The organism is Pseudomonas delhiensis (genome assembly GCF_900187975.1).
Classification (GTDB): domain Bacteria; phylum Pseudomonadota; class Gammaproteobacteria; order Pseudomonadales; family Pseudomonadaceae; genus Pseudomonas; species Pseudomonas delhiensis.
This window is the reverse complement of the sequence record NZ_FZPC01000002.1, coordinates 98,656-123,852: the sequence shown is the minus strand read 5'-3', so window position 1 is coordinate 123,852 and position 25,197 is coordinate 98,656. Positions and strand designations below refer to the sequence as shown.

Annotated in this window: 16 protein-coding genes; 13 read left to right on the top strand and 3 right to left on the bottom strand. The window is 68.3% G+C overall.

What is annotated here, in order from left to right:
* Positions 1 to 207 precede the first annotated feature (207 nt).
* The 4 genes from aceE to msrA all read left to right on the top strand — a co-directional run bounded on the left by aceE (position 208) and on the right by msrA (position 8,226).
* Positions 208 to 2,856, top strand: coding sequence for a pyruvate dehydrogenase (acetyl-transferring), homodimeric type (gene aceE / locus CHC02_RS02440; protein WP_089389931.1), 2,649 nt, complete (start codon positions 208 to 210; stop codon positions 2,854 to 2,856).
* Positions 2,857 to 2,867: 11 nt separating this feature from the next.
* Positions 2,868 to 4,508: a dihydrolipoyllysine-residue acetyltransferase gene (gene aceF / locus CHC02_RS02435; protein ID WP_089389930.1), complete on the top strand. Its 1,641-nt coding sequence runs from the start codon at positions 2,868 to 2,870 to the stop codon at positions 4,506 to 4,508.
* Positions 4,509 to 4,807: 299 nt separating this feature from the next.
* Positions 4,808 to 7,495, top strand: coding sequence for a putative bifunctional diguanylate cyclase/phosphodiesterase (locus CHC02_RS02430; protein ID WP_089389929.1), 2,688 nt, complete (start codon positions 4,808 to 4,810; stop codon positions 7,493 to 7,495).
* Between the two features lie 83 nt (positions 7,496 to 7,578).
* Positions 7,579 to 8,226: a peptide-methionine (S)-S-oxide reductase MsrA gene (gene msrA / locus CHC02_RS02425; RefSeq protein WP_089389928.1), complete on the top strand. Its 648-nt coding sequence runs from the start codon at positions 7,579 to 7,581 to the stop codon at positions 8,224 to 8,226.
* Positions 8,227 to 8,414: 188 nt separating this feature from the next.
* On the opposite strand, the gene CHC02_RS02420 is transcribed toward msrA, so the two are convergent.
* Entirely contained in the window at positions 8,415 to 9,269 is an 855-nt protein-coding gene (locus tag CHC02_RS02420; protein ID WP_089389927.1) for a 23S rRNA (adenine(2030)-N(6))-methyltransferase RlmJ, read from the bottom strand.
* Between the two features lie 133 nt (positions 9,270 to 9,402).
* Between CHC02_RS02420 and CHC02_RS02415 the strand changes: the two genes are divergently transcribed.
* The 8 genes from CHC02_RS02415 (at position 9,403) to CHC02_RS02380 (ending at position 21,718) form a co-directional block, all read left to right on the top strand.
* A complete protein-coding gene (locus tag CHC02_RS02415; protein WP_089389926.1) occupies positions 9,403 to 11,205 on the top strand; it encodes an acyl-CoA dehydrogenase in 1,803 nt (600 codons plus the stop codon).
* A 461-nt stretch (positions 11,206 to 11,666) separates the two neighbouring features.
* Positions 11,667 to 13,409 carry a potassium/proton antiporter gene (locus CHC02_RS02410; RefSeq protein ID WP_089389925.1) on the top strand — a complete coding sequence of 581 codons (1,743 nt, stop codon included), beginning with the start codon at positions 11,667 to 11,669 and terminating at the stop codon, positions 13,407 to 13,409.
* A gap of 92 nt (positions 13,410 to 13,501) precedes the next feature.
* Positions 13,502 to 16,873 carry a mechanosensitive channel MscK gene (gene mscK / locus CHC02_RS02405; protein ID WP_089389924.1) on the top strand — a complete coding sequence of 1,124 codons (3,372 nt, stop codon included), beginning with the start codon at positions 13,502 to 13,504 and terminating at the stop codon, positions 16,871 to 16,873.
* Between the two features lie 63 nt (positions 16,874 to 16,936).
* On the top strand, positions 16,937 to 18,397 hold the full coding sequence (gene selO / locus CHC02_RS02400; RefSeq protein ID WP_089390051.1) for a protein adenylyltransferase SelO: 1,461 nt from the start codon (positions 16,937 to 16,939) through the stop codon (positions 18,395 to 18,397).
* A 122-nt stretch (positions 18,398 to 18,519) separates the two neighbouring features.
* Positions 18,520 to 19,797, top strand: coding sequence for a bifunctional O-acetylhomoserine aminocarboxypropyltransferase/cysteine synthase (locus CHC02_RS02395; protein WP_089389923.1), 1,278 nt, complete (start codon positions 18,520 to 18,522; stop codon positions 19,795 to 19,797).
* Between the two features lie 52 nt (positions 19,798 to 19,849).
* Complete coding sequence (gene trxC / locus CHC02_RS02390) at positions 19,850 to 20,284, top strand: thioredoxin TrxC (protein WP_089389922.1); 435 nt, start codon at positions 19,850 to 19,852, stop codon at positions 20,282 to 20,284.
* Between the two features lie 104 nt (positions 20,285 to 20,388).
* Positions 20,389 to 20,832, top strand: coding sequence for a PaaI family thioesterase (locus tag CHC02_RS02385; protein WP_089389921.1), 444 nt, complete (start codon positions 20,389 to 20,391; stop codon positions 20,830 to 20,832).
* Positions 20,833 to 20,908: 76 nt separating this feature from the next.
* Positions 20,909 to 21,718 carry a universal stress protein gene (locus CHC02_RS02380; RefSeq protein ID WP_089389920.1) on the top strand — a complete coding sequence of 270 codons (810 nt, stop codon included), beginning with the start codon at positions 20,909 to 20,911 and terminating at the stop codon, positions 21,716 to 21,718.
* Between the two features lie 24 nt (positions 21,719 to 21,742).
* On the opposite strand, the gene CHC02_RS02375 is transcribed toward CHC02_RS02380, so the two are convergent.
* Positions 21,743 to 22,510, bottom strand: a complete 768-nt coding sequence (locus CHC02_RS02375) for a ParA family protein (protein ID WP_089389919.1) — start codon at positions 22,508 to 22,510, stop codon at positions 21,743 to 21,745.
* An 89-nt stretch (positions 22,511 to 22,599) separates the two neighbouring features.
* On the bottom strand, positions 22,600 to 23,493 hold the full coding sequence (locus CHC02_RS02370) for a LysR family transcriptional regulator (RefSeq protein WP_089389918.1): 894 nt from the start codon (positions 23,491 to 23,493) through the stop codon (positions 22,600 to 22,602).
* A gap of 184 nt (positions 23,494 to 23,677) precedes the next feature.
* Here CHC02_RS02370 and CHC02_RS02365 point away from each other — a divergent pair, with 184 nt between their 5' ends.
* Positions 23,678 to 25,000, top strand: a complete 1,323-nt coding sequence (locus CHC02_RS02365; RefSeq protein WP_089389917.1) for an MFS transporter — start codon at positions 23,678 to 23,680, stop codon at positions 24,998 to 25,000.
* Positions 25,001 to 25,197: the final 197 nt, after the last annotated feature.

The window sequence follows — 25,197 nt, the reverse complement described above, 5'->3', positions numbered from 1 at the left end:
CCGCCATTCGGGCGCCTGTAGTTTTACTACTAACTTTTTTCGCCCAAGGGCTGTATCCAATCGCGTTTTGTAGTAAAACTACAACCCGCCGGAACCCCCCCCGGTGCACTTCCAAGAATTCGCGGCGTCGCCCACGAGGCCGGCGCGGCTATCGGCAACGATCTACTGGCTTTCGATTCTGGAAGCCTTTCCGCCCTGGAGCAAGCCATGCAAGACCTCGATCCCGTCGAAACCCAGGAATGGCTGGACGCCCTGGAATCGGTCCTGGACCGTGAAGGTGAAGACCGCGCCCATTACCTGATGACCCGCATGGGCGAGCTGGCCAGCCGGTCCGGCACCCAACTGCCCTACGCCATCACCACGCCCTACCGCAACACCATCCCGGTGACCCACGAAGCACGCATGCCCGGCGACCTGTTCATGGAACGCCGCATTCGCTCGCTGGTCCGCTGGAACGCGCTGGCCATGGTGATGAAGGCGAACAAGCACGACCCGGATCTGGGCGGTCACATCTCCTCCTTCGCTTCCTCCGCGACGCTCTACGACATCGGCTTCAACTACTTCTTCCAGGCCCCGACCGACGAGCACGGCGGCGACCTGGTGTTCTTCCAGGGCCACGCCTCCCCCGGCGTCTATGCCCGCGCCTTCCTCGAAGGGCGCATCAGCGAGGACCAGTTGAACAACTTCCGCCAGGAAGTGGACGGCAACGGCCTGTCCTCCTACCCGCACCCGTGGCTGATGCCGGACTTCTGGCAGTTCCCCACCGTGTCCATGGGCCTGGGCCCGATCCAGGCGATCTACCAGGCGCGCTTCATGAAGTACCTGGAAAGCCGCGGCTTCATCCCCGCCGGCAAGCAGAAGGTCTGGTGCTTCATGGGCGACGGCGAGTGCGACGAGCCCGAATCCCTGGGCGCCATCTCCCTGGCCGGCCGCGAGAAGCTGGACAACCTGATCTTCGTCATCAACTGCAACCTGCAGCGCCTCGACGGCCCGGTGCGCGGCAACGGCAAGATCATCCAGGAACTCGAAGGCGTGTTCCGCGGCGCCGAGTGGAACGTCAACAAGGTCATCTGGGGCCGCTTCTGGGACCCGCTGTTCGCCAAGGACACCGCCGGCCTGCTGCAGCAGCGCATGGACGAGGTCATCGACGGCGAGTACCAGAACTACAAGGCCAAGGACGGCGCCTACGTGCGCGAGCACTTCTTCGGCGCGCGCCCGGAGCTGCTGGAGATGGTCAAGGACCTCTCCGACGACGAGATCTGGAAGCTCAACCGTGGCGGCCACGACCCCTACAAGGTCTATGCGGCCTACCACCAGGCGGTCAACCACAAGGGCCAGCCGACCGTCATCCTGGCCAAGACCATCAAGGGCTATGGCACAGGCTCGGGCGAGGCGAAGAACATCGCGCACAACGTCAAGAAGGTCGACGTCGAGAGCCTGAAGTCGTTCCGCGACAAGTTCGACATCCCGATCAAGGATGCCGACCTCGAGAACCTGCCGTTCTACCGCCCCGAGGAAGGCAGCGCCGAGGCCAAATACCTGGCCGAGCGCCGCGCCGCCCTGGGTGGCGTGATGCCGGTGCGCCGCGAGAAGAGCTTCCAGGTCCCGGTTCCCCCGCTGGAAACCCTCAAGGCCATGCTCGACGGCTCGGGCGACCGGGAAATCTCCACCACCATGGCCTTCGTGCGGATCATCTCGCAACTGGTCAAGGACAAGGAGCTCGGCCCGCGCATCGTGCCGATCGTGCCCGACGAGGCGCGTACCTTCGGCATGGAAGGCATGTTCCGCCAGCTCGGCATCTACTCCTCCGTCGGCCAGCTGTACGAGCCGGTGGATAAGGACCAGGTGATGTTCTACCGCGAGGACAAGAAGGGCCAGATCCTCGAGGAAGGCATCAACGAGGCCGGCGCCATGTCCAGTTGGATCGCCGCCGGCACCTCGTACTCCACCCACAACCAGCCGATGCTGCCGTTCTACATCTTCTATTCGATGTTCGGCTTCCAGCGCATCGGCGACCTGGCCTGGGCCGCCGGCGACAGCCGCGCCCACGGCTTCCTGATCGGCGGCACCGCCGGCCGCACCACCCTCAACGGTGAAGGCCTGCAGCACGAGGACGGCCACAGCCACATCCTCGCCGGGACCATCCCGAACTGCCGCACCTACGACCCGACCTACGCCTACGAGCTGGCGGTGATCATCCGCGAGGGCTCGCGGCAGATGATCGAAGAGCAGCAGGACATCTTCTACTACATCACCGTGATGAACGAGAACTACGTCCAGCCGGCCATGCCCAAGGGCGTGGAGGAAGGCATCATCAAGGGCATGTACCTGCTCGACGAGGACACCAAGGGCGCGGCCCACCAGGTGCAGCTGCTGGGCTCGGGCACCATCCTGCGCGAAGTGGAAGCCGCGGCGAAGATCCTCCGCGAGGACTTCGGCATCGGCGCCGACGTCTGGTCGGTGCCCAGCTTCAACGAGCTGCGCCGCGACGGCCTGGCCGTGGAGCGCTGGAACCGCCTGCACCCGGGCCAGAAGCCCAGGCTGAGCTACGTCGAGGAATGCCTGGGCGGCCGCAAGGGCCCGGTCATCGCCTCCACCGACTACATGAAGCTGTACGCCGAGCAGATCCGCCAGTGGGTCCCGAGCAAGGAGTACAAGGTCCTGGGCACCGACGGCTTCGGCCGCAGCGACAGCCGTCGCAAGCTGCGTGACTTCTTCGAGGTGGACCGCCGCTGGGTCGTGCTGGCCGCGCTGGAAGCCCTGGCCGACCGCGGCGACATCGAACCGAAAGTGGTGGCCGAGGCCATCGCCAGGTTCGGCATCGACCCGGAAAAACGCAACCCGCTGGACTGCTGAGGAGACGCATTGTGAGTGAGCTGATCCGCGTACCCGACATCGGCAACGGTCAGGGTGAAGTCATCGAACTGCTGGTCAAGGTCGGCGACAAGGTCGAGGCCGACCAGAGCCTGCTGACCCTGGAATCCGACAAGGCCAGCATGGAAATCCCCTCGCCCAAGGCCGGCGTGGTGAAAAGCCTGAAGGTCAAGGTGGGCGACACCCTGAAGGAAGGCGACGAGATCCTCGAGCTGGAAGTCGAGGGCGGCGCAGCCGAGGCTCCGGCCGCGGCGCCCGCCCCGGCCGCCGAAGCCCCCAAGGCCGAGGCCCCGGCTCCGGCCGCCGCACCCGCCCCTGCCGCAGCCCCGGCGGCGGCTGCCAGCGTCCAGGACATCGCCGTCCCGGACATCGGCTCGGCGGGCAAGGCCAACGTCATCGAAGTCATGGTGAAAGCCGGCGACACGGTCGAGGCCGACCAGTCGCTGATCACCCTGGAATCCGACAAGGCCAGCATGGAAATCCCCTCGCCGGCCGCCGGCGTGGTGGAAAGCGTGTCGATCAAGGTCGGTGACGAAGTCGGCACCGGCGACCTGATCCTCAAGCTCAAGGTCGCGGGCGCCGCCCCGGCCGCCGCCGAGCAACCGGCTGCCGCGCCGGCCCCGGCTGCTGCACCGGCCGCTCCGGCTGCCGCAGCGCCGGCCCCTGCCGCCGCCAGGGCCGAAGCCCCGGCCCCGGTGGGCGCGCCCAGCCGCGACGGCGCCAAGGTCCACGCCGGCCCGGCCGTGCGCATGCTGGCCCGCGAGTTCGGCGTCGAGCTGGCCGAGGTGAAGGCCACCGGTCCGAAAGGCCGCATCCTCAAGGAAGACGTGCAACTGTTCGTCAAGGAACAGCTGCAGCGCGCCAAGTCGGCCCCGGCCGGCGGCGCCAGCGGTGGCGCGGGCATCCCGCCGATCCCGGAAGTCGACTTCAGCAAGTTCGGCGAAGTCGAAGAAGTGGCCATGACCCGCCTGATGCAGGTCGGCGCCGCCAACCTGCACCGCAGCTGGCTGAACGTGCCCCACGTGACCCAGTTCGACCAGTCGGACATCACCGACATGGAAGCCTTCCGCATCGCGCAGAAGGCCGCCGCCGAGAAGGCCGGCGTCAAGCTGACCGTGCTGCCGATCCTGCTCAAGGCCTGCGCCCACCTGCTCAGGGAACTGCCGGACTTCAACAGCTCCCTGGCCCCCAGCGGCAAGGCGCTGATCCGCAAGAAGTACGTGCACATCGGCTTCGCCGTGGATACCCCGGACGGCCTGCTGGTGCCGGTGATCCGCGACGTCGACCGCAAGAGCCTGCTGCAGCTGGCCGCCGAGGCCGCGGAACTGGCGGAGAAGGCGCGCACCAAGAAGCTCTCGGCCGACGCCATGCAGGGCGCCTGCTTCACCATCTCCAGCCTCGGCCACATCGGCGGCACCGGCTTCACGCCGATCGTCAACGCGCCGGAAGTGGCGATCCTGGGTGTGAGCAAGGCGACCATGCAGCCGGTCTGGGACGGCAAGGCCTTCCAGCCGCGCCTGATGCTGCCGCTGTCGCTGTCCTACGACCACCGGGTGATCAACGGCGCCGCCGCCGCGCGCTTCACCAAGCGCCTGGGCGAGCTGCTCGGCGACATCCGCACCCTGCTGCTGTAACCGCATCGGCCCCCGCCCGGGGGCCGATCGCTTTCCACCAACGGGCACGCCACGCTCGTTCTCTCCAGCCCCGCCGGATGACGGGGCTTTTTTTATTTCCGCCGGCCGCGATAATGGCAAAACGCCATGACGCGTGGCATTCTCCGATCAACGGCACCCCGCACGCGGCTCAAAATCCTCCCGGTCCCGCCGATACAGGCATTGCTTGTCAGACAAAACCGCATCATGCACCCTTGCCTTCGCCCAGCAGAAGTCGGCCGAGGCAAAGTACCTCGCCCAGTATTGGAAAACCGCCGAGCATGAAGAGTCATCCCGATACCGCCAATCGCCCGGCGGTCGAGGCTGTCACCCAGCTCCCCGTCCCTTCGCGGCTGGGGTTGCTGCGCTTCGAGCGGTTGAATGAACCGAGCTGGACCCTGCTGTTCCTCGACCCGGCCTGCGAGCGCGCCTTCGGCGTCGCCGCCGCCGAGCTCTGCGGCCTGCTCGACGCCCCCTATGCCAGCCTGATGGAGCCCGAGGCGCGGCACCGCCTGCACGAGCTGATCCAGCAGCAGCTGCTGGAGCACGCCCACTACCAGGTGCGCTACAGCCTGCACACGCCCCGCGGCGTGCTGAACCTGCTGGAAGTCGGCGAGGCCTTCCAGCAGCGCGGCCGCCAGCTGCTCCACGGCTACCTGCTGCAGGACGAGGAAGGCGCCCGGCAGGCCAGCCAGGGCGAACTGGCGGAACAGAACCTGCGCCTGCAGATGTCCCTGGAGATGTACCAGCGCTCCCAGGACGAGCACCTGCAGCACCTGGTGCGCTCGCGCGCCCAGCAGAACCTCATCGTGCGCCTGGCGCGGCACCGCTACCAGTCCAGCGACCCGCTGCTGGAGGCCGCGCAGCTGATCGCCCAGGCCGCCAGCGAGGCCTACGACGTGGCCCGCGCCGGCATCTGGCGGCTGACCCGGGACAACCACATGGAACCGGTGGCGGTGTACCGCCGCGACATCGACCAGTTCGAGCTGCCGCGCGGCTTCGACGCCAGCCGCTACCCCAACTACCTGGACGCCATCAACAGCGGCCGCGCCATAGACGCGCACAACGTCCTGCAGGACCCGCGCACCCGCGAGCTGGCCGAGGCCTACCTGCGCCCGCAGGGCATCAGCGCCATGCTCGACGCCACCATCCGCGTCGGCGGCGAGGTGGTCGGCGTGCTCTGCCTGGAGCACATCGGCGAAGTGCGCCTGTGGCAGAGCGACGAGATCGCCTTCGCCGGCGAGCTGGCCGACCAGTACGCCCAGGTCCTGATGAACCACGAGCGGCGCAGCGCCTCCAGCGCCCTGCACCTGTTCCAGCGCGCCGTCGAGCAGAGCGCCAACGCCTTCCTGCTGATCGACCGCGACGGCGTCATCGAGTACGTCAACCCCAGCTTCACCGCCATCACCCAGTACGGCGCCGACGAGGTGCGCGGCCGCCGCCTGGCCGAGGTGCCGGCCCTGGCCAACCTCAGCGAACTGCTGTTCGACGCGCGCTCCACCCTGGTCAACCAGAACAGCTGGCAGGGCGAGTTCCGCAGCCGGCGCAAGAACCTCGAGCCCTACTGGGGGCAGCTGTCGCTGTCCAAGGTCTACGCCGACGACGGCGAGCTGACCCACTACATCGGCATCTACGAGGACATCACCCAGAGCAAGCTGGCGCAGCAGCACATCGAGAAGCTCGCCTACCGCGACAACCTCACGGGCCTGGCCAACCGGCACTACTTCATCAACGTGCTGGAAGAACGCCTGCGCGCCGGCTCCGGTCCGCCCCTGGGCCTGCTGCTGGTGGACATCGACAACTTCAAGCGGATCAACGACAGCCTCGGCCACCAGACCGGCGACAAGCTGCTCGCCAGCCTGGCCCGGCGCCTGCGCAGCAGCCTGGTGGACGGCACCACCCTGGCGCGCTTCGCCAGCAACGAATTCGCCGTGCTGCTGGAGGAATCCAGCCCCGGCCGCGGCGAGCGGGTGGCGGCGCAGATCCTCGACGTGCTCGACAAGCCGCTGTTCGTCGACAACCAGCTGATCAACATCACCGGCTCCATCGGCCTGGCCTACGCGCCGCAGCACGGCCAGGACCCGCAGACGCTGATGAAGAACGCCGGCCTGGCCCTGCACAAGGCCAAGGCCAACGGCAAGCACCAGCTGCAGACCTTCACCGAGGAAATGACCGCCGAGGCCAGCCACAAGCTATTCGTCGAGAGCAACCTGCGCCGCGCCCTGGTGCAGAACGAGCTGGCGGTGCACTACCAGCCCAAGCTGTGCCTGCGCAGCGGCCAGTTGCTCGGCCTGGAGGCGCTGCTGCGCTGGCAGCACCCGGAGAAGGGCATGATCCGCCCGGACCAGTTCATCAGCGTGGCCGAGGAAACCGGGCTGATCATCCCCATCGGCAAGTGGGTGATCCGCGAGGCCTGCCGCATGGGCCGCGAGCTGGCGGAAACCGGCCTGGGCGACCTGAACATCGCCATCAACCTGTCGCCCAAGCAGTTCAGCGACCCCGACCTGGTCGGCTCCATCGCCGCCATCCTCCATGAAGAACAGGTACCGGCCGGGCGTCTGGAACTGGAGCTGACCGAAAGCCTGCTGCTGGACGCCACCGCCGACACCAAGCAGCAGCTGGAACGCCTCAAGCAGTTGGGCCTGACCCTGGCCATGGACGACTTCGGCACCGGCTACTCGTCGCTGAGCTACCTGAAGAAGTTCCCCATCGACGTCATCAAGATCGACCGCAGCTTCATCAAGGACATCCCCGACAACCAGGACGACATGGAAATCACCTCGGCGGTGATCGCCATGGCCCACAACCTCAAGCTGCAGGTGGTCGCCGAAGGCGTCGAAACCGCGGCGCAGCTGGCCTTCCTGCGGCGCAACCGCTGCGACATCGGCCAGGGCTACCTGTTCGACAAGCCGATCCCCGGCGCCCTGCTCGCCAGCAGCCTGCAGCGCTACCCCTGCCGGGGCGACTGAAAAGCCCCACCGCCCGGACAAAGGCTGTAATCTCCAGGGTCTTCGCGCGTCTATCGCCACCCAGGACAAAGGAGACCCACGCCATGACCCTCCGCTCGCAGATACTCGTGCACAAGCAGGAGCTGCCCACCCAGGCCCAGGCCCTGCCCGGCCGCGAAGCGCCGATGCCGGTGCCGGAGACCCACTACGTCAACGGCCACCCGCTGTGCCCGCCGTTCCCCGGCGGCCTGCAGCAGATCGTCCTCGGCCTCGGCTGCTTCTGGGGCGCCGAGCGGCGCTTCTGGCAACAGCCGGGGGTTTGGGTCACCGCGGTGGGCTACGCCGGCGGCCTGACGCCCAACCCCACCTACGACGAAGTCTGCTCCGGCCTGACCGGGCACAGCGAGGTGGTGCTGGTGGTGTTCGACCCGCAGCAGACCAGCCTGCAGCAGCTGCTCAAGGTATTCTGGGAATCCCACGACCCGACCCAGGGCATGCGCCAGGGCAACGACACCGGCACCCAGTACCGCTCGGCCATCTACTGGTACGACCAGGCCCAGAAGGCCGCGGTGGAAGCCAGCCGCGCGGCCTTCCAGCAGGAACTGAGCGCCAGCGGCTACGGAGAGATCACCACCGAGATCCGCGAGGTGCCGCCGTTCTACTACGCCGAGGCCTACCACCAGCAGTACCTGGCGAAGAACCCCAACGGCTATTGCGGGCTGGGTGGGACCGGGGTGTGCCTGCCGGCGTAGCCGGAAGCTGCAAGCTGCAAGCTGCAAGCTGCAAGCTGCAAGCTGCAAGCTGCAAGCCCAACATCGTAGGGCGCATAACGCGCCAGCGTTATCCGCCGATTGGCCCTGGCACCAGGGCGCCAGGAGAGGCCCGACCAACGGCGTATAACCGCGCACGGTTATACGCCCTGGATGCTCTTGCTTGCGGCTTAAAGCTTGCCGCTTGCAGCTTCTTCGATCAGCCAATCCAGCCGCCAGCCGCCCTCGCTCTGCGCCAGCACCTCGGCCAGCCAGGGCAGCAGTTCGCGCAGTTCGTCCTCCAGCGGCCACGGCGGGTTGGCGATGGCCAGGCCGGAGCCGTTGAGGCGGTCGGCGCTGTCCGCCGGGTGCACCAGCAGCTCCACGCGCAGCAGCTTGGGCGCCTTGCTGCGTTCCAGGCCCTGGTAGAAGCGCTTGAGCTGGCGTTCGTCCTTGATCGGGTACCAGACCGCCACCACCGTCTGGCGCATGCGCCCGATGGCCTCTTCCAGGGCGATGACGCAGCGCTCCAGTTCGTCGGCCTCCTCGAAGGGCGGGTCGATCAGCAGCACCCCGCGTTTTTCCGGCACCGGCAGCAGGGCCCGCGGCAGCAGCCAGCCGTCGTTCTGGTGCACGGCGATGCGCCGCTCGCCGCCCATGTTGGCCTTGAGCAGGCGGCCGTCCTCCGGGTGCAGCTCGTTCAGGTGCACGCGGTCCTGGGAACGCGTCAGGCGCCGCGCCAGTTCCGGCGAGCCGGGGTAGTACTGCAGTTCGCCGTCGGGGTTCAGCGCGCGCACCACTTCCATGTAGTCCACCGCCAGTTCCGGCACCTCGTCGAGCTGCCACAGGCGGCCGATGCCCGCTTCCCACTCGCCGGTACGGCTGGCCTCGTCGCCCTGCAGGTCGTACAGGCCGATGCCGGAATGGCTGTCGAGGAAGGCGAAGGGCGTGTCCTTGCGTACCATCAGGGCGAAGATCCGCGACAGGACCAGGTGCTTGAGGACATCGGCGTGGTTGCCGGCGTGGTAGGCGTGACGGTAGTTCATGGACGGCAGACTCCTTGGGGGCGTGCAGTTTAGCTGCACCGGCATTGTTTTAGGCCTTTATCACGCTCGTCGATGTTGCTGTGCCCGCTTCATTCACCAGACTAGACTGCGGCCATTCCCCTGGAGGCCGACAATGTCCGAGACCCTGCTCAGCTCCCGCAACCTCGCCTTCGAGCTCTACGAAGTGCTCGACGCCGAGGCCCTGACCCAACGCGAACGCTTCGCCGAGCACAACCGCGAGACCTTCGACGCCGCCCTGGCCACCGCCCGCGGCATCGCCGAGGAACTCTTCGCCCCGCACAACCGCAAGAACGACGAGCACGAGCCGCAGTACGTGGACGGCGCCGCGGTGCTGATCCCCGAGGTCAAGCCGGCGGTGGACGCCTTCAACGAAGCCGGCTTCCAGAATGCCTCGCGCAGCTTCGAACAGGGTGGCATGCAATTGCCCCACCTGCTCTCGCGGGCCTGCTTCGCGCACTTCCAGTCGGCCAACATCGCCACCTCGTCCTACCCGATGCTGAGCATGGGCTCCAGCCACCTGATCGAGTCCTTCGGCGACGAGGAGCAGAAGCGCCTGTTCCTGCAGCCGATGATCGAGGGCCGCTTCTTCGGCACCATGGCCCTGACCGAGCCCCACGCCGGCTCCTCCCTGGCCGACATCCGCACCCGCGCCGAACCCCATGCCGACGGCAGCTACCGGATCAAGGGCAACAAGATCTTCATCTCCGGCGGCGACCACCCGCTTTCGGAAAACATAGTCCACATGGTGCTGGCCAAGCTGCCGGACGCGCCACCCGGGGTGAAGGGCATCTCGCTGTTCATCGTGCCCAAGTTCCTGGTGAACCCGGACGGCAGCCTCGGCAAGCGCAACGACGTGGCCCTGGCCGGGCTGTTCCACAAGATGGGCTGGCGCGGCACCACCTCCACCGCGCTGAACTTCGGCGACAACGGCGACTGCGTCGGCTACCTGGTGGGCAAGCCGCACCACGGCCTGGCCTATATGTTCCAGATGATGAACGAGGCACGCATCGGCGTCGGCATGGGTGCCATCATGCTCGGCTACGCCGGCTACCTGTACTCCCTGGAATACGCCCGCGAGCGCCCCCAGGGCCGCCCGGTGGACGCCAAGGACCCGACCTCGGCGCAGGTGTCGATCATCGGGCACGCCGACGTCAAGCGCATGCTGCTGACACAGAAGGCCTACGTCGAGGGCGCCTTCGACCTCGGCCTGTACGCCGCGCGCCTGGTGGACGACTGCGAGACGCTGCCCACCGAGGATGCGCGCAAGCAGGCCCACGAGCTGCTCGACCTGCTCACCCCGATCGTCAAGTCCTGGCCCTCGGAGTTCTGCCTGAAGGCCAACGAACTGGCCATCCAGATCCTCGGCGGCCACGGCTACACCCGCGAATACCCGGTGGAGCAGTACTACCGCGACAACCGCCTCAACCCCATCCACGAGGGCACCCACGGCATCCAGTCGCTGGACCTGCTGGGCCGCAAGCTGGCGCAGAACGGCGGCGCCGGCCTCAAGCAGCTGACCCGCCTGATCCACCAGGCCTGCGAGCGCGCCCGGGCGTACCCGTCGCTGGACGCCCTGCGCCAGCCGCTGGAGCAACTGCTGGCGCGCCTGTCGGAGGTGACCCTGGCGCTGCTCGGCGACCTGATGCAGGGCAAGGTGGCCCAGGGCCTGGCCAACTCGGCGCTGTACCTGAAGGTGTTCGGCCACACCGTCATCGGCTGGCGCTGGCTGGAACAGGCGATCCGCGCCGAGGAAGGCCTCGCAGCCGGAAACGCCGCCGACGAGGACTTCTACCGCGGCAAGCTGCAGGCCGCGCGCTACTTCCTGACCTGGGAGGTGCCGTCCTGCCACCACGAGCTGGCCCTGCTGGAGGCCCGCGACGATACCTGTTCCAGCATGCGGGACGCCTGGTTCTAGTCCCCATGTACCTTCGGGCCCCGGTCACGTCCGGGGCTTTTTTATGGGCGCGACAGCGAGCATGGCTTTCGTAGGATGGCGTTGAGCGAAGCGATACCCATCAGCGCCACTGCGGAGCCCAACCCGGAGCGGGCCTGAGGCCAAGGCCAAGCGGCGGATAACGTGGAACGTTATCCGCCCTACGCCAGGCCAACCCGTGACGTAGGGCGTATAACCGTTCGCGGTTATACGCCGCCACACCCATGTCGCGCCCGGCTTCCCGGCCAAGGCCGAACGACGGAGAAGCCCGAACGGTTACCCGCCCCGCACGGGCCGTTGAAAGCCTGCCGAAAGCTCCGTGGCGGCACTGCAATTAGCCTTTGACAGCCTTGCAAATCCGCAGGTTAGAATCCCTTGGCATGCGGCCTGCATCCGTTCCGTCAGCGCCGCCCCCCCCTCGCCCCGCCAGGAGCTCCGACACCTTGGATGCCGTCTCGATCAACACCTATTTCCTGGTCGGTGCGGTGCTGGTGGGCATGAGCATCCTGGTCAGCTCGCTGTCCTCGCGCCTGGGCATCCCGATCCTGGTCATCTTCCTCGCCGTGGGCATGGTCGCCGGCACCGACGGGCCCGGCGGCATCGGCTTCTCCAACTACCCCATGGCCTACCTGGTGGGCAACCTGGCGCTGGCGGTGATCCTCCTCGACGGCGGCCTGCGCACCCGCGTGGCGAGCTTCCGCGTGGCGCTCTGGCCGGCGCTGTCGCTGGCCACGGTGGGGGTGCTGATCACCGCCGGGCTCACCGGCCTGGCCGCCGCCTGGCTGTTCAAGCTGAGCTGGATGGAGGGCCTGCTGATCGGCGCCATCGTCGGCTCCACCGACGCCGCGGCGGTGTTCTCGCTGCTCGGCGGCAAGGGCCTGAACGAGCGGGTCACCGCCAGCCTGGAGATCGAGTCGGGCAGCAACGACCCCATGGCGGTGTTCCTCACCGTCACCCTGATCGACATGCTCGCCCACGGCCAGAGCGAGCTGAGCTGGAGCTTCTTCGCCCACTTCCTGCGCGAGTTCGGCATCGGCGCCGTGCTCGGCCTGGGCGGCGGCTGGCTGCTGCTGCAGGTGATCAACCGCATGCAGCTGGCCAGCGGCCTCTACCCGCTGCTGGCGATCAGCGGCGGCCTGCTGATCTTCGCCCTGGCCAACGCCGTGCACGGCAGCGGCATCCTGGCCATCTACCTGTGCGGCCTGGTGCTGGGCAACCAGCCGATCCGCTCGCGCCACGGCATCCTGCACATGCTCGACGGCATGGCCTGGCTGGCGCAGATCGGCATGTTCCTGGTCCTCGGCCTGCTGGTCACGCCCCACGACCTCTGGCCCATCGCCCTGCCGGCCCTGGGCCTGGCGCTGTGGATGATCCTCTTCGCCCGGCCGCTGTCGGTGCTGGTGGGCCTGGCGCCGTTCCGCGCCTTCCATGGCCGCGAGAAGGCCTTCATCGCCTGGGTCGGCCTGCGCGGCGCGGTGCCGATCATCCTCGCGGTGTTCCCGCTGATGGCCGGCCTGCCCAATGCCCAGCTGTTCTTCAACGTGGCCTTCTTCATCGTGCTGGTCTCGCTGCTGGTGCAGGGCACCAGCCTGCCCTGGGCGGCCAAGCTGCTGCGCGTGGTGGTGCCGCCGGACCCGGCGCCGATCTCCCGCGCCGGCCTGGAAGTGCACCCGACCAGCGAATGGGAGCTGTTCGTCTACCACCTGAGCAAGGAAAAGTGGTGCATAGGCGCGGCCCTGCGCGAGCTGAAGATGCCCGAGGGCACCCGCATCGCCGCGCTGTTCCGCGGCACCCAGCTGCTGCACCCCTCCGGCAGCACCATCCTGGAGGCCGACGACATCCTCTGCGTGATCGGCCACGAGCACGACCTGTCGGCCCTCGGCAAGCTGTTCAGCCAGGCCCCGGACCGCGGCCTGGGCGCGCGCTTCTTCGGCGACTTCGTGCTGGAGGGCGACGCCCAGCTCTCCGCGGTGGCCTCGCTCTACGGCCTCAAGCTCGACGGCGTCGACGGCGAGCAGAATCTCGGCCGCTTCATCGCCCAGCAGATCGGCGGCCAGGCGATCATCGGCGACCAGGTGGAGTGGAACGGCCTGACCTGGACCGTGGCCGCCCTGGACGGGAACAAGATTCGCAAGGTGGGGGTCAAATTCCCCGAAGGTCGCCCGGGCCCCGGGCTGTTCCTCTGAACCTGCCGAACGCCTGGCGGCGCCGCTCCCTCTTGCCGGCGCCGCCGGGCACACCTACCCTCACTGCAACTTATCGATAGCCGCCCGCGACCATGCCATTCCCGCTGCGCAACCTGCTCGCCGCCGTCCTGCTCGGCGGCTGCCTCGCCGTGCTCCCCGTGCACGCCGAGGACACCAACCAGCCACCGTCCGCCGAGGCCGTCCAGCAGAGCCTCGACGGCCTGGCCGATCGCAAGCTCGCCGACGCCGATGCCAAGGTCACCAAGGCCAGCCTGGAGCGCACCCTCAAGCTGCTAACCGCCCACGACGACAGCGAGAAGCAGTTGGCCGAGCTCAAGGCCGGCCTGGCCGACGCCCCCCGGCAGATACTGGAGAACCAGCGCAGCCTGGCGCGCCTGAAGGGCAGCAGCGAGAAGCCGGCGGCCCAGCGCTACGCCGGGGAGAACGTCAGCCGCCTGGAAATGCTGCTCAACGACCGCTCCACCCAGCTGGCCGACTGGCAGAAGCAGCTGACCGACGCGAAGAGCCTGTACATCACCGCGCAGACCCGCCCGGAACGCGCCCAGGCCGACATCAGCAGCGCCCAGTCGCGCCTGCTGGAGATCGGCAACATCCTCAAGGCCGGCAAGGAGACCGGCAAGGCGCTGGCCTCCGAGCGGCGCAACGAGCTGCTCGCCGAACAGGCCGCGCTCAACGCGCAGATCCAGCTGCTGCGCCAGCAGCTGGCCGGCAACAACCTGCTGCAGGACCTGGCCAGCAGCCAGCAGGACCTGCTCGGCGAACAGGTGGCCCGCGCCGAGCGCGAGACCCTCGAACTGCAGACCATGATCAGCGGCATGCGCCGCGAGCAGTCGGAGAAGACCGTCGCCGAACTGGCCCGCGACGGCAGCCAGGGCGCCGGCAGCGACAGCCTGCTGAGCCAGGAGAGCGCCGAGAACCTGCGCCTGTCCGACTACCTGCTGCGCACCACCGACCGCCTCAACGTGCTGACCCGCCGCAACCTCGAGGCCAAGCAGCACCTGGACAGCCTGAGCCAGGTCGACCAGACCCTCGACCAGCAGATCAACGTGCTGCGCGGCAGCCTGCTGCTGTCCAAGGTCCTCTACCAGCAGAAGCAGTCGCTGCCGAAGATCAAGACCGACCAGGAGCTGGCCGACGAGATCGCCGACCTGCGCCTGTACCAGTTCGAGCTGAACCAGAAGCGCGACGAACTGGCCAACCCGCAGCTGTACATCGACAACCTGCTCGCCCAGCAGCCCCAGGAAGCCGTCACCGCGCAGCTGCGCAAGGACCTGGCGAACCTGGTGGACACCCGCGGCGAGCTGATGGAGCGCCTCAACCACGAGCTCAACGCCGTGCTCAACGAGGCCATCACCCTGCAGCTGAACCAGAAGCAGCTCAAGGACACCAGCGACAACCTGCGCGCCACCCTCGACGAGCAGATGTTCTGGATCCCCAGCAACCGCCCGCTGGACCTGTCCTGGTTCAAGATGACCCCGATACTGCTGCAGCACCAGCTCTCCGAGGTGCCCTGGGGCTCGGCGGTGGTCGAGGTGGGCGAGGGCCTGGTGGACCGCCCGCTGCTGTTCCTGCCGCTGCTGCTGCTGATCGCCGGGCTGCTGTGGAAGCGCCGCTACCTCTACGACAAGCTCGCCTCGATCAACGACGACATCGGCCACTTCAAGCGCGACAGCCAGGCGCACACCCCGCTGGCCCTGCTGCTGGCGGTGCTGCTGGCGCTGCCCGGGACCCTGACCCTGGCCATCGCCGGCCTGGCCCTGATGCTCGACGCCCGCGGGCAGAACGCCACCCTGGGCGCCGCGCTGCTGCAGATGGCCGAGGTCTGGCTGGTGTTCTACACCGCGCACCGCATCCTCAGCCCCGGCGGCATCGCCGAGCGGCACTTCCACTGGAGCCAGGCCCAGGTGCGCTTCAGCAGCAAGCTGATCCGCCGCCTCGGCGTGGTGGTCATGGCCCTGGCCGCGGTGGTCACCGTGGCCGAGCGCCAGCCCGGCAGCCTGGCCGACGACGTGATCGGCATCGCCGTGGTGCTCACCGGCTTCGCGGTGATGACCTGGCTGATGGCGCGCATGCTCTTCGCCAGCCCCAGCACCAGCCGGCCGTCGGCGGTGAAGATGATCGTCGGCGCGCTCTTCACCGCGCTGCCGGTGCTGCTCTTCGTCGCCGTCTGCTTCGGCTACTACTACACCGCCCTGCGCCTGAGCGACCGGCTGATCGACACCCTGTTCCTGCTGATGGTCTGGGTGGTGATCGAGGCCACCTTCGTCCGCGGCCTCAGCGTGGCGGCGCGGCGCCTGGCCTACCAGCGCGCCCAGGCCAAGCGGCAGAACCCGCCCAAGGAAGGCCCCGACGGCGGCGAGACCGCGGAAGAACCGACCCTGGCCATCGAGCAGATCAACGAGCAGTCCCTGCGCCTGATCCGCCTGGGCCTGCTGATCGGCTTCGTGGTGGCGCTGTACTGGGTGTGGGCCGACCTGATCAGCGTCGCCGCCTACCTGGACAACGTCACCCTCTACCAGTACACCGGCGGCACCGGCGACAGCGCCACCAACCTGCCGATCAGCCTCGGCGACGTGCTCATGGCGCTGGTCATCGCCGCGGTGACCGTGGCCCTGGCGCGCAACCTGCCGGGCCTGCTGGAAGTGCTGGTGCTGCAGCGCCTGACCCTGGCCCAGGGCAGCGCCTACGCCATCACCACCCTGCTGTCCTATGCCATCAGCGGCGTCGGCATCGTCAGCGCGCTGTCCACCCTGGGGGTGAGCTGGGACAAGCTGCAGTGGCTGGTGGCGGCCCTCTCGGTGGGCCTGGGCTTCGGCCTGCAGGCGATCTTCTCCAACTTCGTCTCCGGCCTGATCATCCTCTTCGAGCGCCCGGTGCGCATCGGCGACACCGTGACCATCGGCAACCTGTCCGGCACCGTCAGCCGCATCCGCATCCGCGCCACCACCATCACCGACTTCGACCGCAAGGAAATCATCGTCCCCAACCAGACCTTCATCACCGGGCAGTTGATCAACTGGTCGCTGAGCGACACCGTGACCCGCGTGACCATCAAGATCGGCCTGGCCTACGAGAGCGACCTGGCCCTGGCGCGCAAGCTCATGCTCGAGGCCGCGCGGGCCAACCCGCGGGTGCTGCGCGACCCCGAGCCGTCGCTGTACTTCCTGGCCATCAGCGCCAGCACCTTCGACTACGAGCTGCGCTTCCACGTGCGCGAGCTGGGCGACCGCAACCCGGCGGTGGACGAACTGCTCACCGCCATCGCCCTGAGCTTCCGCGAGCACGGCGTGGACATGGCCTTCAATCAGCTGGACGTGTTCGTCAAGAACGGCGAGGGCAAGGAAATCCACCTGGCGCAGAACGTCACCCAGCTGCCCCTGGCGCTGCCCGGGGCGCCGGTGAAGGACCAGGACCCGCCGCTGCCGCCCGGCAGCAAGCCCTGAGTCTGGACGGCTCCGGACAAGTCCGAGCACAATGCTCGGACTTGCCGGAGCCCGCCTGTGACCGTGAAACAGCTCGACGAACTGACCTTCGACAACCGCTTCGCCCGCCTGGGCGACGCCTTCTCCACCGAAGTCCTGCCCGACCCCATCGCCGAGCCGCGCCTGGTGGTGGCCAGCCCTGCAGCGATGGCGCTGCTCGACCTCGACCCGGCGGTGGCCGGGGAACCGGTGTTCGCCGAAATCTTCTCCGGGCACAAGCTCTGGTCCGAGGCCGAGCCGCGGGCCATGGTCTACTCCGGCCACCAGTTCGGCGCCTACAACCCGCGCCTGGGCGACGGCCGCGGCCTGCTGCTGGGCGAGGTGGTCAACGACGCCGGCCAGCACTGGGACCTGCACCTCAAAGGCGCCGGGCAGACGCCCTACTCGCGCATGGGCGACGGCCGCGCGGTGCTGCGCAGCTCCATCCGCGAATTCCTCGCCAGCGAATACCTGCACGCCCTGGGCATCCCCACCAGCCGCGCGCTCTGCGTCACCGGCTCGGCCACCCCGGTGTGGCGCGAGCAGAAGGAAAGCGCCGCCATGCTGCTGCGCCTGGCCCCCAGCCACGTGCGCTTCGGCCACTTCGAGTACTTCTACTACACCCAGCAGCACGACAAGCTGAAGGAACTGGGCGAGTTCGTCCTGGCCAACCACTTCCCCGACTGCCTGGCGCAGGAGCGGCCCTATGCCGCGTTCTTCCGCGAAGTGGTGGAAAGCAACGCCGGACTCATCGCCCACTGGCAGGCCTACGGCTTCTGCCACGGGGTGATGAACACCGACAACATGTCGATCCTCGGCATCACCTTCGACTACGGCCCCTACGCCTTCCTCGACGACTTCGACGCCAGGCACATCTGCAACCACTCCGACGACGCCGGGCGCTACAGCTTCAACAACCAGGTGCCCATCGCCCACTGGAACCTGGCGGCCCTGGCCCAGGCGCTGACACCGTTCGTGGAAGTCGAGGAACTGCGCGAGGCCCTCGGCCTGTTCCTGCCGCTGTACCAGGCCCACTACCTGGACCTGATGCGCCGCCGCCTGGGCTTCACCACGGCGGAAGACGGCGACCTGGAGCTGGTGCAGAACCTGCTGCAGGCCATGCAGAGCGGCGCGGTGGACTACAGCCTGTTCTTCCGCCGCCTCGGCGAGCAGGCGCCGGAGGCGGCGCTGGCGGTGGTCCGCGAGGACTTCGTCGACCTCGCCGGCTTCGACGCCTGGGCCGCCGACTACCGCGCCCGCGCCGAACGCGAGGGCGGCAGCCAGGACGAACGCCGCGCCCGCATGCACGCGGTGAACCCGCTGTACGTGCTGCGCAACTACCTGGCCCAGGAAGCCATCGCCGCCGCCGAACAGGGCGACTACTCGGTGGTGCGCGAGCTGCACGAAACCCTCAGCCGGCCCTTCGAGGAACAGCCCGGGCGCGAGGCCTTCACCCGCCGCCCGCCGGACTGGGGCCGCCACCTGGAGATCAGCTGTTCCTCCTGAGCGGTTATAAGCTCAGCGAAAAGCGATCTAGCGGCGCCCGCCGGGCATTGCTCCGGGTCATTGACCCGGCCCCGCGCCGCTCGCATCCTCGGGCCTTTCTGCCCACCAAGGATGCACGCACGATGAAACTGGAAACCCTGGCCATCCACGCCGGCTACAGCCCCGACCCGACCACCAAGGCGGTGGCCGTGCCGATCTACCAGACCACCTCCTACGCCTTCGACGACACCCAGCACGGCGCCGACCTGTTCGACCTCAAGGTGGCCGGCAACATCTACACGCGCATCATGAACCCCACCAACGACGTGCTGGAGCAGCGCGTCGCCGCCCTGGAAGGCGGCGTGGGCGCGCTGGCCGTGGCCTCGGGCATGGCCGCCATCACCTATGCCATCCAGACCCTGGCCGAGGCCGGCGACAACATCGTCTCGGTAGCCAAGCTCTACGGCGGCACCTACAACCTGCTGGCCCACACCCTGCCGCGCTTCGGCATCCAGACGCGCTTCGCCCCCCACGACGACGTGGCCGCCCTGGAAGCGCTGATCGACGAGCGCACCAAGGCGGTGTTCTGCGAATCCATCGGCAACCCGGCGGGCAACATCGTCGACCTCCAGGCCCTGGCCGACGCCGCGCACCGCCACGGCGTGCCGCTGATCGTCGACAATACCGTGGCCACGCCCATCCTCTGCCGCCCCTTCGAGCACGGCGCGGACATCGTGGTGCACTCGCTGACCAAGTACATCGGCGGCCACGGCACCAGCATCGGCGGCATCGTGGTCGACTCCGGCAAGTTCCCCTGGGCGCAGCACAAGGACCGCTTCCCGCTGCTCAATACCCCGGACCCGTCCTACCACGGCGTGACCTACACCGAGGCCTTCGGCCCGGCCGCGTTCATCGGCCGCTGCCGCGTGGTGCCGCTGCGCAACACCGGCGCGGCGCTGTCGCCGTTCAACGCCTTCCTCATCCTCCAGGGCCTGGAGACCCTCGCCCTGCGCATGGAGCGCCACTGCGAGAACGCGCTGAAGGTCGCCCACTACCTGGAGCAGCACCCGCAGGTGGCCTGGGTGAAGTACGCCGGCCTGCCGGAGCACCCCGAGCACGCCCTGGCCAGGCGCTACATGGACGGCAAGCCGGCCTCGATCCTGTCCTTCGGCATCCAGGGCGGCGCCGAGGCCGGCGCGCGCTTCATCGACGCGCTGAAGCTGGTGGTGCGCCTGGTCAACATCGGCGACGCCAAGTCCCTGGCCTGCCACCCGGCCAGCACCACCCACCGCCAGCTCAACGCCGAGGAACTGGCCCGCGCCGGGGTGAGCCAGGACATGGTGCGGCTGTCCATCGGCATCGAGCACAGCGACGACATCATCGCCGACCTGGAACAGGCCCTGGCCGCCGCCGCGGCTTGATATCCGCCGGGCGCGGCTCCAGATTGGGGAAATCACCCGCTGGAGCCGCGCCATGTCCGACCCCCTGCTGATTCCCTGCCCGCATTGCGGCGGGCTCAACCGCCTGCCGGCCGCGCGCCTGGGCGACCACCCGCGCTGCGGCCGCTGCAAGGGCGATGTGCTGCCGGGCAAACCCTTCGCCGTCGACGAGGCCGGCTTCGCCGCCCAGCTCAAGGGCGACCTGCCGCTGCTGCTGGACGTCTGGGCCGACTGGTGCGGGCCGTGCAAGGCCTTCGCGCCGACCTTCGAGCAGGCCGCCGCGCGCCTCGCCGGGCGCTGCCGCCTGGCCAAGCTGGACAGCGAGGCCAACCAGCGCCTGGCCGGGCAGCTGGGCATCCGCTCCATCCCCAGCCTGATCCTGTTCAAGGGCGGCCGCGAAGTGGCGCGCCAGAGCGGCGCCCTGCCGCTGCCGCAACTGCTCGACTGGCTGGCCCGGCAGGGCCTGTGAGGCACCGCGACCGCTTCGGTCAGCGCGCCTGAGCGAAGCGGTCATTGCCCGACACGGCAGGGCGGCTAGGCTTGCTTGAACAACACAAGAAACGGAGCCGCCCGATGTCCTTTCCCGTCGAATTCGTCCGCCAGATGACCGAAGAGCACATCGCCTTCGTCAAGCGCTGCGGACTCAAGGCCGAAATCCTCGAACGCGGCCACGTGCGCCTGTGCATGCCGCTGCACGGCAACGAAAACCACCTGGGCAACATGTACGCCGGCGCGCTCTTCACCCTCGCCGAGCTGCCCGGCGGCGTCATCACCCTGACCAGCTTCGACAGCCACCGCTTCTACCCCATCGTCAAGGAGGCCGGCCTGCGCTTCCGCCGCCCGGCGGCCAGCGACGTGCGGGTGGAGGCGCGCCTGGACGAGGCCGAGCTCCAGCGCATCGCCGAGGAAGCCACGCTCAACGGCAAGGCCGAGTACGTGCTGGAACTGCAACTCAAGGACATCCACGGCGAGGTGGTGGCCGAGAGCCGCGCCGTCTATCAGCTGCGCAGCCGTTGATCCGCGGCCCTTGCGCTGCGTCAACATGGGCGCGCACGGCTGGGCCAGAGTGGTGGGACCGCCGGAGGACCCCACCATGCCCAAGCACATCCTGGTCGCCCACGACCTCAGCGTCGAAGCCGACGTCGCCGTGCGTCGCGCCGCGCAACTGGCCGCCGAGCACGGCGCCCGCGTCAGCCTGCTGCACGTCATCGAACAGCCCCTGGGCGCGCCGCTGCTGGCCAAGGCCCGGCAGAGCGCCGTCGCCGCGCTGCAGGACAGCGCCCGCAGCGCTGGCCTGGCGGATTACCAGCCGCTGGTCGCCGAGGGCCGCCCGGCCAGCGTGATAGCCGCCACGGCGGAGGAGCTGCAGGCGGACCTGCTGGTCACCGGCACCCACCGCCAGGCGCTGGTGGAACGTTTCGACGGCACCACCCTGGAGCAGATCCTGCGCTGCAGCCGGGTGCCCGCGCTGCTGGTGGCCGACGCGCAGCTACGCCCCTACCGGCGGGCGCTCAGCGCCCTGGACTTCTCCGTCGGCGCCTGCCACGCCTGGCGCAGCGCCTGCGCCTGGCTGGCACCGGGCGGCGAACTGCTGGCCCTGCATGCCTACGACGCCGGCAACGACCCCGCACGGCTGCGCGAGCGCCTGGACGAGCAGCGCGAACTGCTGGAGCAACTGATGCACGACGAGGGCCAGCAGGTGGGCGGCCCGCTGCCGCGGCTGGAGTGCCGGGTGAGTTCGATGGGGGTTCGCGAGGCGCTGGACCACAGCCTGGCCGACTGGCAGCCGCAGCTGCTGGTGCTCGGCAGCCGCGGCCGCGGCGCGCTGCAGCAGGCCCTGCTGGGCAGCACGGCGCGCCACTACCTGCGCCGGCCGCCTTGCGATTTGCTGGTTAGTGCTTGAAAAAGCGGCTGCAGGCTGCAAGTTTCAGGCTTCGAGCAGGCCGTGCAGTTCGACGAACTGTTGCGTCAGTTTGTGGCGGGGGTCCAGGTAGATCAGGGGGGTGCAGGCCTGGTGGGATTCGCGCATTTTCACCGAGCTCATCAGGTAGACGGGCAGCACCGGCATTTCCTCTTCCACCAGTTCGTCGAGCAGTTGCTGCGGCAGGCTGGCGCGCGGCTGGAACTGGTTGACCACTATGCCTTCCACCTCCAGGTCCTCGTTGTGGTCTTCCTTCAGCTCCTCGATCTCGCGCAGCAGGCCGTACAGCGCCTGGCGGGAGAAGCTGTCGCAGTCGAAGGGGATCAGGCAGCGGTCGGCGGCGATCAGCGCGGAAACGGTGTAGAAGTTCAGCGCCGGCGGGGTGTCCAGGTAGATGCGGTCGTAGTCCTCGGCCAGCTCGTCGAGCAGTTTGCGCAGCTTGTTGATCTTGTGCTTGGCCTCGAGCTTGGGCTGCAGGTCGGCCAGCTCGGCGGTGGCGGTGACCACGTGGAGGTTGTCGAACGGCGTCTCGTAGATGTCCACCTTGCCCTTGCGGGCGAAGGGGCCGCTGGCCAGCGTCTGCTTGAAGAAGTCGGCGATGCCCATGGGCACGTCCTCGCCGGTCAGGCCGGTGAGGTAGTGGGTGGAGTTGCCCTGGGCGTCCAGGTCCACCAGCAGCGTGCGGTAACCCTCGGCGGCGCTCACGGCGGCCAGGTTGCAGGCAATGCTCGACTTGCCGACCCCGCCCTTCTGATTGAAAACCACGCGACGCATGAGCACCCCTCCAAGCCGTTCAAGTGACACCGGATTCTATGCAATGCCCATGACGAGGGCGAGCACTTGCGCATGCCGCCGGGCGGCGGCTAGGCCGCCGCGCCGCGGGTGACCAGCTCGATGAAGGCGAGCGCCGCCGGCGAGCTTTCGCTGCGCCGCCGCACCAGCCACACCGAACTGGTCGCGCCGGGGTCCAGCAGGGTGCGGTAGACCACCCCGTCCACCCGCGTGCGGCGGAACGAGCCGGGCAGCATGGACACGCCCAGGCCCGCCGCCACCAGGCCGATGATGGTCATGGCCTCGCCGGCCTCCTGGCTGATGCGCGGGGTGAAGCCGGCCTGCCGCGCCAGCGCCTGCAACTGGTCGTAGAGGCCGGTGCCGTAGCTGCGCGGGAAGAACACGAAGGGCTCGTCGGCCAGCGCCGCCAGTTCCAGGCCTTCCAGCGATTCGCGGGCCAGCGGGTGGTCGGCGCGCAGCACCGCCACCAGCGGCTCGCTGAACAGCTCCACCGCCTCCAGCGAGGCCGGCAGTTGGAAGGAGCGGATCACGCCGACCTGCAGGCGCTCTTCCTGCAGCGCCTCGACGATCTGCCGGCTGCTCATCTCCTGCAGGTCCAGGTGCACCTCGGGGTAGGCCTGGCGGAAGGCGTGGATGCTGCGCGGGATGGCCGAGGTGAAGGGCGCCGAGGCGGTGAAGCCGATGCGCAGCTCGCCCAACTCGCCCTGGTGCGCACGGCGCGCCAGCAGCACCGCTCGGTCGACCTGGGCGAGCACCTGGCGGGCTTCGTCGAGGAACAGCCGGCCCGCCTCGGTCAGTGCCACCCGGCGGTTGGTGCGCTCCAGCAGGCGCGCGCCCATCTCCTCCTCCAGCGCCTGGATCTGCTGGCTCAGCGGCGGCTGGGAGATGCCCAGGGCCTCGGCGGCGCGGCCGAAGTGCAGTTCTTCGGCGACGGCGATGAAGTAACGCAGGTGGCGCAGCTCCATGGGGGCACCTCAATGATTCGAATTACATATCAAACGTGTCGATCAATATATTGGAAATAATAAAAGCCCTTCCCTATCCTTGTCACATAAGCCCAATAACGACTTTCCACTTTCTGCCAGCCTGGCTGCGCGGGCCGCTTTCGCTCGCCGCGAGGCGCACCCCTTCCCAGAATCGAGGTGAGTTGTGAGTCACTCTGCCGTGCGGGCTTCGTCGGATTCCGAACCCGCCTTGCTGCAGGCCGCCGAAGCGGCCAACCAGGCGCTGGCCGGCGCCGTGAACGACATCGAGAGCTACATCGAGAAAGGCACCCCGGCCTTCATGCGCACCTCGCTGGCGCTGTTCTCCGGCGGCTTCGCCACCTTCGCCTTGCTCTACTGCGTGCAGCCGATGATGCCGGTGCTGTCGCAGACCTTCGCCCTGTCCGCCGCCCAGAGCAGCCTGGTGCTGTCCATCGCGACCATCATGATGGCCCTCGGCCTGCTGGTCACCGGGCCGATTTCCGACGCCATCGGGCGCAAGCCGATCATGGTCGCCTCGCTGGCCTTCGCCGCCCTCTTCACCCTGGCCAGCGCGGTGATGCCCACCTGGCACGGGGTGCTGGCCATGCGCGCGCTGGTCGGCCTGTCGCTCAGCGGCCTGGCCGCGGTGGGCATGACCTACCTGAGCGAGGAAATCCACCCGCAGCACATCGGCCTGTCCATGGGCCTGTACATCGGCGGCAACGCCATCGGCGGCATGAGCGGCCGGCTGATCACCGGGGTGCTGGTGGACTTCGTGTCCTGGCACGCCGCCATCGCCATCCTCGGCGGCCTGGCGCTGCTCGCCGCCGTGGTGTTCTGGCGCATCCTCCCGGAATCGCGCAACTTCCGCCCCACGCCGCTGAACCTCCGGCAACTGGCCGACGGCTTCGCCTCGCACCTGCGCGATGCCGGCCTGCCCTGGCTGTTCCTCGAAGGCTTCCTGCTGATGGGCGCCTTCGTCACCCTGTTCAACTACATCGGCTACCGCCTGCTGGCCGACCCCTACCACCTGAGCCAGGCCGTGGTCGGCGTACTCTCGCTGGTGTACCTGGTGGGCATCTACAGCTCCGCCTGGGTCGGCTCGCTGGCCGACCGCCTGGGCCGGCGCAAGGTACTCTGGGCGGTGATAGTGCTGATGCTCAGCGGCCTGCTGCTGACCCTGCTGCCGGCGCTGCCGCTGATAGTCGCGGGCATGCTGCTGTTCACCTTCGGCTTCTTCGCCGCGCACTCGGTGGCCAGCAGCTGGATCGGCCGCCGCGCGCTGAAGGCCAAGGGCCAGGCCTCGTCGCTGTACCTGTTCAGCTACTACCTGGGCTCCAGCGTGGCCGGTACCACCGGCGGGGTGTTCTGGCACCACTTCGGCTGGACCGGCGTGGGCCTGTTCATCGCCGCGCTGCTGGCGGTCGCCGTGCTGGTGGCCCTGCACCTGGCGCGCCTGGCAGTGTTACCGCGCACCCTTCCCGCTTTGAGCGCTTCGCACAATTGAGTATTTTCTACACACTCAATTGAAGTCCTGTCGGTGACTGATATGCCAGTGTCGCCTCCAGATATGACATGCCCGTGAACACAACGCCCCTAACCTGGGGCGTTGTGGCGCTTCTACCCATGAATTTCGCGCCTACGACCAAGGTCGTAACAAAATATGGCGCACATCTTGCGTTCAGGAAAAGGAACACCTCGTTG